Raw genomic sequence first — 16,842 nt, forward strand, 5'->3', positions numbered from 1 at the left:
TTGTGGGCTTTGAAACATCCACCAGCCCTACTCTACACTCGTTTTACTTAGCGTAGAGTTTTCTTTTTTTATCAGGTGAAAATAATGAAAAAAATAACCGCACTTTTTTTGCTTATCTTTTCGTTAATTGCTTGTCAATCACTGAATCTATCACCCAATAGTGATTTACCTTTTGATCCAAATATTCAGCACGGTAAACTATCAAATGGTCTGCAATACTTTGTATTAAAAAATACTGAACCCAAAGAACGCGTTTATATTCGATTAGTGATCAATGCTGGGTCAATGCATGAAGATGACGATCAAAAAGGCATTGCTCATTTAGTTGAGCATATGGCATTTAATGGCTCAAAGAAATATCCGGAAAATCAAATTATTAATGCGTTAGAAAAACTTGGAATGAAGTTTGCACGAGATATTAATGCTTTCACCGATTTTGAAAATACAGTCTATACTTTAAATTTAGATAGCAACAATCAGCAAAAATTAGAGTTGGCTTTTGATGTCATCAATGAATGGATGAATAATATTACTTTTTTGCCTAAAGATGTGGACGGCGAACGTGGCGTAGTACAAGAAGAATGGCGGAGACGTTTAAGCCCAATGCTACGTATTGGCAATAAGAAAAGTGCTATTGAAATGGCTGGTTCTCGTTATGTGTTGCGTGATCCTATTGGAGATATGGATATTATTAAAACAATTTCAGCTAAACGCGTAGCTGATTTTTACCACAAATGGTATCGACCAGATAATATGTCAGTAATTATTGTAGGCGATATTGATACAAAACAAGTAGTAAAATTATTAAAACAAAGCCTATCCCAAGAAAATCCAATTACTAAAACAACATTGGAAAAAATTGATTTTAATATTCCTCTTATCAACAAATGGCGACTAGATTCTATTTCTGAACAAGGCACAACAATTCCGAGTATTGAATTAAGTTTTTTTGAAAATACAATTGAAACCAATACATTAGCGAGTTATAAACAAGAATTAATTCATCAAATTACCACTCGATTACTTAACTTACGTTTACAGCAATGGGAAAAGGAAACAGAAAATGGCGTAGATTCTGCGAATTTTTATCGTACTCATTTAGGTAAAGAAACGCTACAAAGCATTTTTTCTCTCCAGCTTATAGATACACAATATTCAAAAACGATAGATAAATTATTTGCCTTTATTGCCAGTATAAAACAACAAGGTTTTACTCAAAATGAATTAAACGGCGAGATTAAGCGCTTAACTCAACTCAATGAAAAACAATTAAATATTCGTTCTGGTAGTTTAAAAATTGCCGATGATCTCATTACTTCTGTGGCAAATAAACAAGTAGTATTGAGCGTAAATGATCGTTATGAACTCAATAAACGTTTTTTATCCCAAATTACATTAGCTGATTTACAACGCACGTTAAATCAAACCTTAGCATTAAAAGCAAAATTATTATTAATCACTCAACCCTTGCCACAAAAAGCCTTGCCTTTTGATATAGCAGAAATAGAAACTCGTTGGAACAATGCAATGAAAATGCAACAACATCAATGGGATGAAGAAAAACAACTCGAAAAATTACCGCACTTAATATTTAACACAGGCTCACTTTCTCAAGAAAAATACTGGGATCGCGGCGATATTTATGAATTTCGGTTAAGTAATGGAAGTAAATTGATCTACCACTATAGTGACAAAACTCCAAATCAAGTACATTTTCGTGCTGTTACTCAAGGTGGTTTACGTTCTATCCCAGATAAGGACTATCACTTATTACGTGCTGCCGTTAGTGTAGTTGATGAAACAGGTGTTGGAGAACTTTCTCTTTCTGCGGTTAATCAAATTTTTTCGCGCGATCCATTGGTAATTGCAACTGTGATTGATGATGATAAACAAGGTTTTACTGGTGTATCTAAACCTAAAGATTTGGAAAATTTACTGACATTGTTTCGCTTAAAATTACGTTCTTCTCCTATATCTGATCTTGCCTTAGAAAAATATCGACGTGAAACCCGTGATTATTTCAAACAGATTGATTTAGAAACACAATTTATGAAAGCCGTTTCAAAACTACGCTTTCCAAATATTGAAACTGTCTATACTCAAAAACAAGCACAGCAATTAGCATTTGATAAAAACCAATTAAGTAACACTTATCAACGTTATATTTTAGATAAAACAGATTTTACCTATTTTATTATTGGTGATATTGAACTTAATCAAGTAAAGAAATTGGCAGAACGTTATTTAGCTTCTGTTGAATCAAAAACTCAGATACGTCACTTTATCCCAACTATTATTCATACACCAACTCAATCATTTATTATGAATGGCTTGAAAGAACCGAGAGCTGATGTAGAAATATACCTTACCGCAGATAATACTTGGCGAGCGGAACAAAAATATTTATTCAATATTCTTGCGGATATTGTGCAAGAAAAATTACGCTTAATTCTACGTGAAAAAGTTTCAGGTGTTTATTCTGTAAATAGTTGGTTTATGCAAGATGTTCATACACCACAAATTGAGGGAAAAATTGAATTTAGTTGCGATCCTAAGCGAGTAGAAGAACTTACGCATATTACAAATCAGGTGCTAGATGATATTGTAAAAAATGGCATTGATGAAAATTTATTACGTAAAAAACTAGCAGAACAACATACTCAGATTCGACGCGAATTTGATTCTTTAGTTTCAGTTGCTTCGATTATTGAAGAAAGTTACTGGCAACAAGATAATCCAAATACTATTTACACCTATCAACATTTAGATCAGTTAGCGACAAAATCTGCAATAGACGCGTTGGCGCAAAAAGCCCTAAAAAAATCAGGCAGATTTGTCAGCGTATTAAAAGCAACTACTGATTAGAAAATAAATGAAATCTCAATAGATCTGAAACAGATAAAAATAACGGTGATCGATTAAACAATCACCGTTAATTTTGTAATTTGAAATGCTGACAGAAACGCATATTTGGCACGTGTGGGCCACGGCATATATCAATATATTCTAAATGATGATATAACGCAGGCGTTGCAGTACGTTCAATGTTTTCATCTAAAATTGCCATTTTGTATGGCTCGCCACGTTTTTCAAAGGTATCACACGCTTCTTGCCAAGTAACACGTTTTTTCACGACGTCATAATTGGTTTTTGCCAATTCCAACATACGTTTTTCGATGGCATCTAAATCTTCTTGCGTTAAAGAGCGGTCTAAATCAATGTCATAGTAGAAACCATTTTCAATAGTTGGACCGATTGCCATTTTTACATCTGGGAATAATTGTTTAATAGCGTGACCAAACAAGTGTGCACATGAGTGGCGAATAATTTCTAAACCATCTTCATCTTTAGCGGTAATGATTTCAAGCGTTGCATCTTGGTCGATAACATCGCATGCATCACGACGCTCACCATTTACACGGACTGCGATAGTAGCTTTAGCAAGACCCGCACCAATATCTTGTGCGACTTCAAGAACAGAAACAGGATGATCGAATTGACGTTGGGAACCATTAAGTAAAGTAATAATTGGCATTGTTTTTTCCTTATACAGTGGTCACCCATACGAAAGGTGACGTGTTCGTTTAAAATTCTATAAAAATTAACCGCACTTTTTCCCTACTTGGCTTCATTCCTACCATTGAACGAGCGAAATTAGGCAAAAAATGCGTGGCAAGTTCTATCACTTTCTTGACGTATTGTTAAATAAATGCACATATTTTACAGAAAGGAAATAATGTTTTTCTAGCTAGGGGCTTTATATCCTAAAAATAAAGGCTAGAATAACCGCACTTTTTAAATACCCAGTTAAGGAATAAAAATGAGCAACGTATTAGTATTAAAATCTAGCATTTCAGGAAATAACGCCCAGACCAATCAATTGGCTTATTATGTTATCGAAAAATTACAAGGTAATCACATTGTCGTACGCGATCTAGCCCAACAACCACTTCCATATTTTGATGCCACAGCAGCAACAGCTGTACGCGGTGAACCTAAAAATAATGAAGAAAAACAACTTCTTGCACTTTCCGATGAATTAGTCTCCGAATTAAAAAATGCAGATACTTTGGTTATTGGTGCGCCAATGTATAATCTTGGCATTCCAACACAATTAAAGACTTATTTTGATTTTATCGCACGTCCACGTGTTACTTTCCAATATACGGCAAACGGCCCTGAAGGGTTATTAAAAGGTAAAAAAGCGATTGTGTTATGTGCATTTGGTGGGTTGTATGATGAAGAAAATTTGGTGACCCAGTATATGAAAGCTATTTTGGGCTTTATTGGTATCACCGATGTAAAATTTGTCTATGCAAAAGGCATCGGATTAGGCGCTGAAGCCATTGAAAAAGCACAAGTATCAGCAAAAGCAAAAATTAATGAAATTATTACCGCTCTTTAAGCCTTCATTTTATTTCATCTGAAACTTATAAAATGACTACACTAGATAGATTCAAATACTTCTAGTGTAGTTTTTTTATAGAAAATAAAATTCCTACATTTTCTTCATAAATTTATATATTTTTTTGTACTAGTGTAGTAGTATAAAAATATTCTACATAAGAAAGGAGAAAATGATGTCTAAAATTGCCCTTATTACTGGTGCTACTGCAGGATTTGGTACTGCAATCTGTAGAACGCTTATTCAAGCTGGATATTTTGTAATTGGTACTGGCCGTCGTACCGAACGTTTAACTTCACTAAAAGCTGAATTGGGTGAAAAATTTCTTCCTCTTACTTTCGATATATCTGATCGACTAGCCACTCAAGAAGCAATCAAATCTTTACCTACACAATGGAAAAATATTGATTTACTCGTTAATAACGCAGGATTGGCTCTTGGTTTAGAATCTGCCGATAAAGCGAATCTTGATGATTGGGAACAAATGATTGATACCAATATTAAAGGATTGGTGAATATTACTCGATTCGTTTTGCCTCAAATGGTCGAAAGAAATACAGGTCATATTATAAATATTGGTTCAATAGCAGGCAATTATGCTTACCCGGGTGGTAATGTATATGGTGGTACGAAAGCTTTTGTTAAGCAATTTAGTTTAAATCTAAGAGCCGATCTCGCGGGTAAAAATATTCGTGTAACAAACTTAGAGCCGGGCCTTTGTGGTGGAACAGAATTTTCTAATGTGCGCTTTAAGGGTGATGATGAACGAGCAGAAAAAGTTTATGAAAATGTGCAATATGTTACACCACAAGATATTGCAAATATGGTTTTATGGCTCAATCAACAACCAGAACATGTTAATATTAATCGCATTGAAGTGATGCCAACTGCTCAAACTTTTGCACCGCTTAATGTGGCAAGAAATTCAAATTAAAACAATAAGGAAACACAATGTCAGAGACTCTTTTAAATCCCTATTTTGGCGAGTTTGGTGGTATGTATGTACCAGAAATACTCGTGCCAGTGCTTAAACAGCTTGAGAGAGCATTTGTAGAAGCGAAAGACGATCCTGAATTCCAACGTGAATTTCAAGATTTACTTAAAAATTATGCAGGCAGACCGACCGCACTTACTCTTTGTCGCAACCTAACAAAAGGCACTAAAGCAAAAATCTATCTTAAACGTGAAGATTTATTACACGGTGGCGCTCATAAAACTAACCAAGTATTAGGACAAATTTTATTAGCTAAACGAATGGGTAAAACGCGTATTATTGCGGAAACAGGTGCGGGTCAGCATGGTGTTGCTACTGCTCTTGCTTGTGCCATGTTAGATATGCCATGCCGTGTTTATATGGGCGCAAAAGATGTTGAGCGTCAATCGCCGAATGTATTTCGTATGCGTTTAATGGGTGCGGAAGTGATTCCTGTACAAAAAGGCTCTTGCTCTTTAAAAGACGCTTGTTGTGAAGCTATGCGTGATTGGTCAGCAAACTATGAAACCACCCATTATTTACTTGGAACGGCGGCAGGCCCTCACCCATTCCCAACGATTGTAAGAGAATTTCAAAAAATGATTGGGATTGAGACGAAACGTCAAATTCTCGAACGAGAAGGTCGCTTACCTGATGCAGTGATTGCTGCTGTTGGCGGTGGTTCTAACGCAATTGGTATGTTTACTGATTTTATTGATGAACCAAATGTGCGTTTGATTGGCGTTGAACCTGCGGGTAAAGGCATTGAAAGCGGTGAACATGGCGCGCCATTAGGTCATGCAAAGGTGGGCATTTATTTCGGGATGAAATCCCCTTTAATGCAAACGGAAGATGGTCAAGTAGAGGAATCCTACTCTGTTTCAGCTGGGTTAGACTTCCCTTCTGTTGGACCTCAACATGCTTATTTACAAAGCATTGGACGTGCAGAATATCCAAGTATTACCGATGATGAAGCATTGAATGCTTTCCAAGAGTTAGCTAAACATGAAGGCATTATTCCTGCATTAGAAAGCTCACATGCTCTTGCTCAAGCCTTAAAAATGATTCATCAAGAACCTAACAAAGAACAAATTTTAGTCGTGAATCTATCTGGCCGTGGCGATAAAGATATTTTCACCGTAGATAAAATTTTAACAGAAAAAGGAATGAAATAATGAGCCGTTTTGAAACTCAATTTGCTGCTCTTAAAGCAAAAAATGAAGGGGCGTTTGTTCCTTTCGTCACCTTATGTGACCCTACTTTTGACCGCTCTTTTGACATTATTTGTACGCTTGTGGACAACGGTGCAGATGCTTTAGAGCTTGGTTTTCCTTTTTCCGATCCGCTACTCGATGGCCCCGTTATTCAAGCTGCGAATAATCGAGCTTTAACTGCAGACCATAGTACTGAAGATAGCTTTAAGTTATTAGAAAAAGTGCGGTCAAAATATCCAGAGATTCCAATTAGCTTATTACTTTGTGCCAATTTAATTTTTGCCAAAGGACTAGATACTTTTTATCAACGTTGTGCAGAAGTCGGTGTTGATGCTGTACTTGTAGCAGATATTCCATTACTCGCAAAAGAAGATTATGTACAAGCAGCTAAAAAACACGGCATTCAACCGGTATTTATTTGCCCGCCAAATGCGGATGAGAAAACGATCCAAGGTGTAGCACAAAATAGCGAAGGATATACTTATTTAGTCTCACGCGCAGGCGTAACAAGTGCTGAAAATCAAGCCCACGCAGCGAATTTAGATACCCTTGTAGAGCAGCTTAAGGCACATAATGCTCCGCCAATTTTACAAGGCTTCGGCATTGCTCAACCAGAGCAAGTTAAAGAAGCGTTATCTTTGGGGGCAGCCGGTGCAATTTCAGGTTCGGCAACGGTGAAAATCATTGAGCTGAATCTGGATAATCACGAGCAATGTTTAGCTGAATTAGCTGAATTTGTTCAAGCGATGAAAGTAGCAACAAAATAACTTATAAAATACCAAAAAGCGGTGAAATCCACCGCTTTTTTATTACCATTTCTTTAATGCTTCTTTATCTGAATCTCTCGCCTCTATCCAGCGATCCCCTTTGTTGGTTTGTTCTTTTTTCCAAAAAGGTGCTTTAGATTTTAGATAATCCATAATAAATTCATTTGCATGATAGGCATCGCCACGGTGAGCAGAGCTTATTCCTACTAATACAATTTCATCTCCCGTATGCAATAATCCTACTCGATGAATCACACTAACTCGTTGGATATTCCAACGGGATTGAGCTTCAGAAATAATTTCTTGTAGTGCTTTTTCGGTCATTGCAGGATAATGTTCTAAGTATAGACTCGAAACATCATCACCTAAATTAAGATCACGAACTTTTCCAACAAAAATTACTGTTGCACCAACAGAGTGAGATTCAGAAAGCCAATGATAAACTGCATTTTGATCAAACTCAGCTTCCTGTACTGAAATATGAACATTACTCATCTTATCCCCCTGTTACTGGTGGAAAAAATGCAATTTCATCACCTGATTTTACCGCACTTTCAAGAGGCATTAAGGTTTGATTTATCGCAACTAGCAGTTTTTCTTTTTCTAAAGCTAATGCCCATTTATCACCTTTTTGCGCTAAGTGTTCACGTAATTTATCAGCTGTTGTAAATTCTGCCTCAATAGAAAGTTCATCTACACCAATTAATTCTCGTGTTTGAGCAAAAAATAATACTTTTAGCATGTTATTTCCCTATTTATATTGGGCAACAAAGTGACCTGATTTTCCACCACTTTTTTCCAATAAACGTACATATTCAATAACCATATCTTTTTGAACAGCCTTACACATGTCATAAATAGTTAAAGCAGCAACACTTACCGCTGTTAATGCTTCCATTTCTACGCCAGTTTTTCCCGAAAGTTTACATAAAGACTCAATTCGTACTTGGTGTTTTTCCACTAAAGGTTCAAGACTGACCTCTACTTTAGAAAGTAGCAAAGGATGACAAAGCGGAATTAATTCCCATGTTCGTTTAGCGGCTTGAATACCTGCAATACGCGCAGTTGCAAAAACATCACCTTTATGATGCTGCCCACTAAGAATCATAGTTAAAGTTTCAGGCGCCATTGTCACCAAAGCTTCTGCACGTGCTTCGCGTACGGTTTCTATTTTGCCAGAAACATCCACCATATTGGCTTCACCTTGGCTATTGATATGCGTAAATGTTTTCATAATTTAAAAGTGAGGTTAATTTTAAGAAATTTATCCACCGATAGATGCTAAATGCTGACGAATGCCAGTGTCGCCTTGGTGTAAGTAATGGTGTTCACGCTTACCTTGAAGCGCAGAAAAAATCCGAGCCTGTAAAATTGATTGCTGATCATCTGAACGTAAAAGATCGCGAAGTTCAATCCCCTCTTCACCAAATAAACAAAGATGTAATTTTCCTTTTGCTGAAACACGAAGACGATTACAACTTGCACAGAAATTCTTTTCATATGGCATGATCAATCCTATCTCACCCATATAATCAGGATGTTTAAATACCTTTGCAGGACCATCTGTTATAGCTTTTTGTTGTAATAGCCAACCTTGCTCTAATAATTTCTTGACTAAAATTTCACCTGAAAGATGGTGATGATGAAAGAAAGTATCCATTTCTCCCGTTTGCATTAGCTCAATAAAGCGCATTTGGATTGGTCGATTCTTTACCCAAGCTAAAAATTGATTGAATTCATGATCATTTAAATTTTTCATCAATACTGAATTGACTTTAACTTTTTTATAACCAATCTCAAAGGCTCGCTCAATTCCTCTCATCACCTCATCAAATTTATTAATTCCTGTAATTTGATGAAACATTTTAGGATCAAGGCTATCAACACTAACATTAATGGAAGTAATGCCCGCACGTTGCCAAGCATCTACATCTTTTGCCATACGATAGCCATTTGTAGTTAAAGCTAACTGACGAATGCCACTTACATTCGCTATATTTTCAGCAATCGTAATAAAATCTTTACGTAAAGTGGGTTCTCCACCAGTTAAACGAATCTTTTCTGTCCCCATAGCAGCAAATGCTTCTGCGACACGAACAATTTCACTTAAGGTAAGAAAACTTGGTTTGTTTGCTTCAGGCTGATAACCATCGGGTAAACAATAGTTACAACGAAAGTTACACTGATCAGTTATTGACAGTCGTAAATAATAATAGGCACGCTGGAACGCATCGACTAATCCCACGTTCCCTACGTTTTTAATGGGAATTGATTGCATGTGACACCTTTCTAATATGGAGAGGATAAACCGTTTCCAGCGTATCCCTGAATAACAAACATCGTTATTGGCATTGCGACCCTATTTTGAATATAAACGTAGGTCAACAAGCTCGGAGTTATGCGTAAAATTTATTGCTCGTGATTTTAAAAGATTTCACTTCGCTAACACAATTACTAATTTTGATGAAAAACAAAATTTATATAAATTCTTAAAAATTAATTATATAAAAAAATACATAATGGTATTTTAAAACAACATATACGCTTACTAATATATAGTAAATTTAAACATTATTTTTTTGAGAAAACTTGCACATTTGAAAAACCATTTTCTTTCAAATATAAGGCTTGTAATTTGCTCATCACACCACGTTCACAATACAACACGTAATTTTTACTTTGATCAAGGCTACCAAATTGAGAAGAAAGTTTGTAGAACGGCATTTGAATGACTTCATGTGTATCCGATTCAAATGGATTTTCATCCGTTTCTTCTGGGCTACGAATATCCAAAATCACTTCATTTTCACCTAATACAGAAATTACCTCGACTTCTACGACTTCTTTTTCTGTTTCTTCTGCGATCTGGCGAATATCTAAATATTTCGCATTTTGTACCGCACTTTCTAGAATCTCAAAATTAAAATGCCCTTCTTCTTCTAGAATCTTTTCACGAACAGCTTTAATCGTAGGATTTTTTGAAATAACCCCACAAAATTCTGGCATAGATTTTGCAATATCGTCAGTACCAATTTCTTTCGCCATCGCGATAATTTGTTCTTTATCGTGCGTAATTAACGGGCGTAATACTAAGGCATCAGCAGCTTCATCAATCAAGCGTAAATTGGTTAAAGTTTGGCTAGAAACTTGCCCTAATGCCTCCCCTGTCACAATCGCTTCAATATTAAAACGTTGAGCGACTTTACTTGCGGCTCGCACCATCATCCGTTTTAATACAACGCCCATTTGGCCGTTATCGACTTTCTCTAAAATCTCACCGACAATCCCCTCAAAGTTAATCGCAATAAAGCGTACTTTATGTGAAGCGCTATAGCGTTGCCAAATATGATAAGCCATTTGTTTAACGCCGATTTCATGAGCTGCGCCGCCAAGATTAAAGAAACAATAATGAACTCGGGAACCACGACGAATCAACATGTAACTCGATACGCCTGAATCAAATCCCCCCGAAATCAAAGAAAGCACATCCTCTTGCGTCCCAATCGGATAACCGCCAATCCCTGCGTGACGTACTTTAACTAACATCATTTTGTCATCTTCAATATCAATACGAACTGTAACATCTGGATTTTTCAACCGCACTTTTGCGCTTTCAATATGTTGATTTAATCCACCTCCGATATAACGTTCTGCTTCAATCGAACTAAATTTATGTTTTCCCTTACGTTTTACTCTAACGCAAAAGGTTTTGCCTTGAAGTTGTTGAGCGACGTCAGCAAGCGTCAATTCAAAAATATGATGTAAATCGGTAAACGGTTTTTCTTCAACTTCTAAAAAATGATGAATACCAGGAATACGTTGTAACAAGGCGATTAATTCTTCACGATTTTCTTCATTTTTTGACCGCACTTCAATGTAATCCCAGTGACGTACAACCGCGGTTTCTTCGTCATATTTCTGTAAAATATTGCGGATATTAGAGGTTAAAATTTTGGCGAAACGTTTACGAACAGTTTCGCTCTTAATCATAATTTCAGGAAAAAGTTTAACGATAAATTTCATATAAATAGCTTAGGTATTTCTTGGGTATTTAAAGTGGCGAGTATTTTACGCAAAGATAGTGAAAAGTCCACTGGTCCTAGCTTGAAATAATTTTTTAACAACTCAAGTAAAATACAGTACAATGGCAAGCAATTTTACCGTGAAAAAGGATAATTCCATGGCGCGTAAACCCGCATCTTCACAAGATTTTGAAACAACGTTAGCGCAGTTAGAAAATATTGTTACACATTTAGAAAATGGCGATCTACCGTTAGAAGAAGCGTTAAAAGAATTTGAACAAGGTGTGCAACTCGCTAAGTTAGGACAAGAACGTTTACAACAAGCAGAACAACGTATTCAGATCTTATTGCAAAAAACTGAAGATGCCCCACTGAATGATTATGAAGGGAATGCTTAATGGGTAACTTTTCTGAAGAATTACAGCAGGTTCAAACTCGTATCAATCGCTTTTTAGAAGCCCAATTTGAGGGTATTGAAAGTTATAATGCACCTTTGCTTGACGCGATGAAATACGCATTATTACTTGGTGGTAAACGGGTTAGACCTTTTTTAGTTTACGCAACAGGTCAAATGCTTGGGGCAGAGAAACAAACCTTAGATTACGCTGCCGCTGCTATTGAAGCCATTCATGCCTATTCCTTAATTCACGATGATTTACCTGCAATGGATGATGACAATCTACGTCGTGGGCATCCAACTTGTCATATCCAATTTGATGAAGCTACGGCTATTCTTGCGGGCGATGCACTGCAAAGTTTTGCTTTTGAAATGTTAACTAAAACGCCAAATATTTCTTCTGAACAAAAACTGGCTTTAGTGCAAATTTTAGCGCAAGGCTCTGGCGTACAAGGGATGTGCTTAGGGCAAAGTTTAGATCTTATTTCTGAGCATAAACAAATTAGTTTAAGCGAATTAGAATTAATCCATCGTAACAAAACGGGCGCATTGCTGATTGCTGCATTAAAATTAGGTTTTATTTGTTCTCCGTATTTTGCCGACAAAAGGTTAGAACAATCCTTAACACAATATGCGGAAGCCATTGGCTTAGCCTTTCAAGTTCAAGATGATATTTTAGATATTGAGGGTGATAGCGCAGAAATTGGCAAACAAGTTGGAGCCGATCTTGATTTAGATAAAAGTACATATCCCAAATTACTTGGGTTAAGCGGCGCAAAACAAAAAGCGCAAGATCTATATCAAAGTGCTTTGTCTGAATTAGAAAAAATTCCTTTTGATACGACCGCACTTCGTGCATTAGCTGAATTCATTATTACTAGAAAAAGTTAATACCAACCGCATCAATGCTGACAAAGTGCGGTTAAAATTATAACGTTTTTAAAATGACTAACAATATGAACAATTACCCCTTATTATCTTTGATTAATTCACCAGAAGATTTGCGTCTTTTAAATAAAGAACAGCTACCACAACTCTGCCAAGAATTACGCGGTTATCTTTTAGAATCGGTTAGTCAAACTAGCGGGCATTTAGCGTCAGGTTTAGGCACTGTAGAGCTAACTGTTGCACTACATTACGTATATAAAACACCATTTGATCAGTTAATTTGGGATGTTGGACATCAAGCTTATCCCCACAAAATTTTAACCGGTCGTCGAGATCAAATGTCCACAATTCGCCAAAAAGACGGTATTCATCCTTTCCCTTGGCGTGAAGAAAGTGAATTTGACGTATTAAGCGTTGGCCACTCCTCTACTTCTATTAGTGCTGGATTAGGTATTGCTGTCGCCGCAGAACGAGAAAATGCAGGTAGAAAAACGGTATGCGTTATCGGTGACGGTGCAATTACTGCAGGAATGGCTTTTGAAGCGCTGAATCACGCAGGTTCTGTTCACACTGATATGTTGGTCATTTTAAATGACAATGAAATGTCTATTTCAGAAAATGTTGGCGCGTTAAATAATCACCTCGCTCGTATTTTCTCTGGTTCTATCTACTCCACATTACGAGATGGAAGTAAAAAAATTCTCGATAAAGTTCCACCTGTAAAAAACTTTATGAAAAAAACCGAAGAACATATGAAAGGAGTGATGTTTTCTCCAGAAAGTACATTATTTGAAGAACTCGGTTTTAATTATATTGGCCCGGTGGATGGGCATAATATTGATGAATTAGTGGCAACACTTACGAATATGCGTAATCTGAAAGGCCCACAATTCTTACATATAAAAACGAAAAAAGGTAAAGGATACGCCCCTGCAGAAAAAGATCCAATTGGTTTCCACGGCGTACCAAAATTTGACCCAATCAGTGGTGAATTACCTAAACACAATACTAAACCAACTTATTCGAAAATTTTTGGTGATTGGTTATGCGAAATGGCAGAAAAGGATTCCAAAATTATTGGTATCACACCAGCAATGCGTGAAGGTTCTGGCATGGTGGAGTTTTCCCAACGTTTTCCAGAACAATATTTTGATGTAGCGATTGCAGAGCAACACGCCGTCACATTTGCCACCGGACTTGCTATTGGCGGATATAAACCTGTAGTTGCGATTTACTCGACATTTCTACAACGTGCTTACGACCAATTGATTCACGATGTTGCCATTCAAAATCTGCCTGTATTATTTGCAATTGATCGCGCAGGTATCGTAGGCGCTGATGGCCCAACACACCAAGGGGCATTTGATCTCAGCTTTATGCGTTGTATTCCAAATATGATTATCATGACACCAAGTGATGAAAATGAATGCCGTCAAATGCTCTATACAGGTTATCAATGTGGAAAACCAGCGGCAGTGCGCTATCCTCGCGGAAATGCCATTGGTGTTGAACTAACACCTTTAAAAATACTTCCTATCGGTAAATCTCGTTTAATTCGAGAAGGGCAAAAAATTGCGATTTTAAATTTTGGTACCCTGTTACCATCCGCTTTAGAGGCTGCAGGAAAACTCAATGCAACAGTTGTCGATATGCGTTTTGTGAAACCGATTGATATTGAAATGATTAATGTGCTTGCACAAACTCACGATTATCTGGTTACATTAGAAGAAAACGCAATTCAAGGTGGAGCTGGCTCTGCGGTTGCTGAAGTACTAAATTCATCTGGAAAATCAACCGCACTTTTACAGCTTGGTTTGCCCGATTATTTTATTCCACAAGCGACACAGCAAGAGGCATTGAAAGATTTAGGATTAGATTCAAAAGGAATTGAAGAAAAAACTCTCCACTTTATTGAAAAGCAAGGTAATTTATAAAAATAAACGCGATGATAACTTCATCGCGTTTTTTCTTAATCAACAATTCTTAAATGGGAAACTGATTTTGTTTTCTTTTTTTCTTCTCGTTTTCTAGGGCTATCTACAGCCTCATGAAAACCTGTTGGTTGTTCAGTATCTGGCTCAGAATTAAGTTCATCGTAAACCTCTTCTGGCTCAAACATCACGCCATCACCATTTTCACGAGCATAGATCGCAAGCGCTGCTCCCATTGGAATATATAATTCACGAGAGACACCTTTAAATCGAGCATTAAACTGGATGAAATCATTTGTCAGTTGTAAATTGCCCGTAGCATTGGCAGACAAGTTCAATACAATCTGCCCATCTTTTACATATTCGACAGGAACATTCACACCTAAGTAAGTCGCATCAACAACTAAATAAGGCGTGAAATTATTATCTACTAGCCAATCATAATAGGCGCGTAATAAATAAGGGCGCTTAGGGGAAGATTTGTATTCCATTATTTATCATCCATCAAATTTTTTGGTGCGGCTTCACCTACAGACTGCAAGAATGAATCTCGGCTAAATACACGATCCATATATCCCTTAATCGGTTTACTACCTGGACCTGTAAATTCTACGCCTAAATGCTTTAATTTCCATAATAATGGCGCAACGTAACAATCCACTAAACCAAACTCTTCATTCATGAAATAAGGTGTTTGCTGGAAAACTGGTGTGATTGCTAAAAGTTCTTCTTTTAATTGTTTGAGCGCTTCAGCTTTTTCACTTTCTGTACCATTTTCTGCTTTCTTGAGAGTTGGATACCAATCTTGTTCAATTCGTAACATCAAAAGACGATCTTTTGCTCGAGAAACTGGGTACACTTGCATTAATGGTGGATGCGGAAAACGCTCATCAAGATATTCCATAATAATTCGCGAGCTAAACAAAACAAGATCACGATCAACTAACGTAGGCACTGTAGCATACGGATTTAATTCCATTAAATCTTCTGGTAATGCTTGCAAATCAACTTCTTCGTTCTCATAAAGTACACCTTTTTCAGCTAAAACAATTTTTACCTGATGACAGTAAATATCATCTTTATTTGAAAAAAGGGTCATTACTGAACGTTTACTTGATGCGCTGGACATTTATTCCTCCGAAGATCCAAAAATATTCTATATTTTATAAGGGGTGTGTATTCTACCACAAAGCGTAAGTCATTTGCCAAATAATTCTTTTTTATTGTTTTATAATCAATAAGTTAGATAACAAAAAAGCAGAGATTTCTCTCTGCTTTTCTTTTTCGAAACGAAAATAAAAATTAACGTTTTGAGTATTGTGGACGACGACGTGCTTTGTGTAAACCCACTTTTTTACGTTCAACGCGACGTGCGTCACGAGTAACGAAACCAGCTGCACGAAGTGCTGGGCGTAATGTTTCATCGTATTCCATCAATGCACGAGTGATACCGTGACGGATTGCACCCGCTTGACCAGAAATACCACCACCTTTAACAGTAATGTATAGGTCTAATTTATCAGTTAATTCAACCAATTCTAATGGTTGACGTACTACCATGCGCGCAGTTTCACGGCCGAAGTAAACGTCTAATTCACGTTGATTGATAGTGATTTTACCACTGCCCGGTTTGATAAATACACGAGCTGAAGAGCTTTTGCGGCGACCTGTGCCGTAGTTTTGATTCTCTGCCATTTTCTAAACCTCGTGATTAAATATCTAATACTTGTGGTTGTTGTGCAGCGTGTTGGTGTTCAGCACCCGCGTACACTTTCAATTTACGGAACATTGCACGGCCTAATGGACCTTTTGGCAACATACCTTTAACCGCAATTTCAATCACTGCTTCAGGACGGCGAGCGATCATTTCTTTGAAAGTCGCTTGTTTAATACCACCTACATAGCCAGTGTGCCAGTAGTAAAGTTTATCTGTTTCTTTACGACCAGTTACTGCCACTTTGTCTGCATTGATAACGATGATGTAATCACCAGTATCTACGTGTGGAGTGTACTCAGCCTTGTGTTTACCACGAAGACGACGTGCTAATTCAGTCGCTAAACGACCTAAAGTTTTACCTGTCGCATCTACTACGTACCAGTCGCGTTTAACCGTTTCTGGTTTTGCTACAAAAGTTTTCATTAATTAATTACCAAAAATTAGTTTGATACCCAGTGTTCTTACGAACACAACCATTGATCTTAATCGCCACCCCTTCGAGTGAGATCTCGATAAAATAATGTACGA

17 protein-coding genes, 1 pseudogene and 1 riboswitch are annotated in these 16,842 nt (G+C 37.0%); of the genes and pseudogenes, 8 read left to right on the top strand and 10 right to left on the bottom strand.

From position 1 onward, the window contains the following. Positions 1-84 precede the first annotated feature (84 nt). Positions 85-2,865 (top strand): M16 family metallopeptidase, encoded by a 2,781-nt coding sequence (locus FE813_RS06400; RefSeq protein ID WP_139989921.1) that lies wholly within the window; start codon positions 85-87, stop codon positions 2,863-2,865. A 73-nt stretch (positions 2,866-2,938) separates the two neighbouring features. Here FE813_RS06400 and FE813_RS06405 read toward each other — a convergent pair. Beyond that, a pseudogene (locus tag FE813_RS06405) lies at positions 2,939-3,535 on the bottom strand (TGS domain-containing protein); the annotation flags it as partial. Between the two features lie 285 nt (positions 3,536-3,820). On the opposite strand from FE813_RS06405, the gene FE813_RS06410 reads away from it, so the two are divergent. The 4 genes from FE813_RS06410 to trpA all read left to right on the top strand — a co-directional run bounded on the left by FE813_RS06410 (position 3,821) and on the right by trpA (position 7,359). Continuing rightward, positions 3,821-4,405, top strand: a complete 585-nt coding sequence (locus FE813_RS06410; protein WP_139989922.1) for an FMN-dependent NADH-azoreductase — start codon at positions 3,821-3,823, stop codon at positions 4,403-4,405. A 175-nt stretch (positions 4,406-4,580) separates the two neighbouring features. After that, positions 4,581-5,339: an SDR family oxidoreductase gene (locus FE813_RS06415; protein WP_139989923.1), complete on the top strand. Its 759-nt coding sequence runs from the start codon at positions 4,581-4,583 to the stop codon at positions 5,337-5,339. A 17-nt stretch (positions 5,340-5,356) separates the two neighbouring features. Then, complete coding sequence (gene trpB, locus FE813_RS06420; protein WP_139989924.1) at positions 5,357-6,553, top strand: tryptophan synthase subunit beta; 1,197 nt, start codon at positions 5,357-5,359, stop codon at positions 6,551-6,553. Further along, the gene (gene trpA, locus FE813_RS06425) at positions 6,553-7,359 is read left to right on the top strand and encodes a tryptophan synthase subunit alpha (protein ID WP_139989925.1); all 807 of its coding nucleotides are present in this window, start codon (positions 6,553-6,555) and stop codon (positions 7,357-7,359) included. Before trpB ends, trpA begins: the two co-directional genes overlap by 1 nt. Before the next feature lie 42 nt (positions 7,360-7,401). Here the strand turns inward: trpA and moaE are convergent, their stop codons facing one another. From moaE to thiI, 5 genes are all read right to left on the bottom strand, one after another. Continuing rightward, a complete protein-coding gene (gene moaE, locus FE813_RS06430; RefSeq protein WP_139989926.1) occupies positions 7,402-7,854 on the bottom strand; it encodes a molybdopterin synthase catalytic subunit MoaE in 453 nt (150 codons plus the stop codon). 1 nt (position 7,855) lies between these two features. Beyond that, complete coding sequence (gene moaD / locus FE813_RS06435; protein ID WP_048953209.1) at positions 7,856-8,101, bottom strand: molybdopterin synthase sulfur carrier subunit; 246 nt, start codon at positions 8,099-8,101, stop codon at positions 7,856-7,858. A gap of 9 nt (positions 8,102-8,110) precedes the next feature. Next, positions 8,111-8,593, bottom strand: a complete 483-nt coding sequence (moaC, locus tag FE813_RS06440; RefSeq protein WP_111407402.1) for a cyclic pyranopterin monophosphate synthase MoaC — start codon at positions 8,591-8,593, stop codon at positions 8,111-8,113. A gap of 30 nt (positions 8,594-8,623) precedes the next feature. Further along, on the bottom strand, positions 8,624-9,637 hold the full coding sequence (gene moaA / locus FE813_RS06445) for a GTP 3',8-cyclase MoaA (protein ID WP_139989927.1): 1,014 nt from the start codon (positions 9,635-9,637) through the stop codon (positions 8,624-8,626). Further along, positions 9,626-9,767, bottom strand: a riboswitch (molybdenum cofactor riboswitch). (Overlaps the previous gene by 12 nt.) 163 nt (positions 9,768-9,930) lie before the next feature. Next, a complete protein-coding gene (thiI, locus tag FE813_RS06450; RefSeq protein ID WP_139989928.1) occupies positions 9,931-11,382 on the bottom strand; it encodes a tRNA uracil 4-sulfurtransferase ThiI in 1,452 nt (483 codons plus the stop codon). A 157-nt stretch (positions 11,383-11,539) separates the two neighbouring features. On the opposite strand from thiI, the gene xseB reads away from it, so the two are divergent. Genes xseB through dxs form a run of 3 tightly spaced genes read left to right on the top strand, consistent with a single transcriptional unit; the run spans position 11,540 to position 14,600 of the window. After that, the gene (gene xseB, locus FE813_RS06455) at positions 11,540-11,779 is read left to right on the top strand and encodes an exodeoxyribonuclease VII small subunit (RefSeq protein ID WP_005628882.1); all 240 of its coding nucleotides are present in this window, start codon (positions 11,540-11,542) and stop codon (positions 11,777-11,779) included. Then, positions 11,779-12,669 (top strand): (2E,6E)-farnesyl diphosphate synthase, encoded by an 891-nt coding sequence (ispA, locus tag FE813_RS06460; RefSeq protein WP_139989929.1) that lies wholly within the window; start codon positions 11,779-11,781, stop codon positions 12,667-12,669. The genes xseB and ispA overlap by 1 nt, the downstream gene beginning before the upstream one ends. 53 nt (positions 12,670-12,722) lie before the next feature. Then, positions 12,723-14,600, top strand: coding sequence for a 1-deoxy-D-xylulose-5-phosphate synthase (gene dxs / locus FE813_RS06465; RefSeq protein ID WP_139989930.1), 1,878 nt, complete (start codon positions 12,723-12,725; stop codon positions 14,598-14,600). Positions 14,601-14,635: 35 nt separating this feature from the next. On the opposite strand, the gene FE813_RS06470 is transcribed toward dxs, so the two are convergent. From FE813_RS06470 to rplM, 4 genes are all read right to left on the bottom strand, one after another. Beyond that, positions 14,636-15,088 (bottom strand): ClpXP protease specificity-enhancing factor, encoded by a 453-nt coding sequence (locus FE813_RS06470; RefSeq protein WP_139989931.1) that lies wholly within the window; start codon positions 15,086-15,088, stop codon positions 14,636-14,638. After that, entirely contained in the window at positions 15,088-15,726 is a 639-nt protein-coding gene (sspA, locus tag FE813_RS06475; protein WP_005633569.1) for a stringent starvation protein SspA, read from the bottom strand. The genes FE813_RS06470 and sspA overlap by 1 nt, the downstream gene beginning before the upstream one ends. 173 nt (positions 15,727-15,899) lie before the next feature. Beyond that, positions 15,900-16,292, bottom strand: a complete 393-nt coding sequence (rpsI, locus tag FE813_RS06480; protein ID WP_005631594.1) for a 30S ribosomal protein S9 — start codon at positions 16,290-16,292, stop codon at positions 15,900-15,902. 16 nt (positions 16,293-16,308) lie between these two features. Further along, positions 16,309-16,737, bottom strand: a complete 429-nt coding sequence (rplM, locus tag FE813_RS06485; RefSeq protein WP_005628896.1) for a 50S ribosomal protein L13 — start codon at positions 16,735-16,737, stop codon at positions 16,309-16,311. Positions 16,738-16,842 lie beyond the last annotated feature (105 nt).

It is taken from the genome of Haemophilus seminalis (genome assembly GCF_006384255.1).
Classification (GTDB): Bacteria; Pseudomonadota; Gammaproteobacteria; order Enterobacterales; family Pasteurellaceae; genus Haemophilus; species Haemophilus seminalis.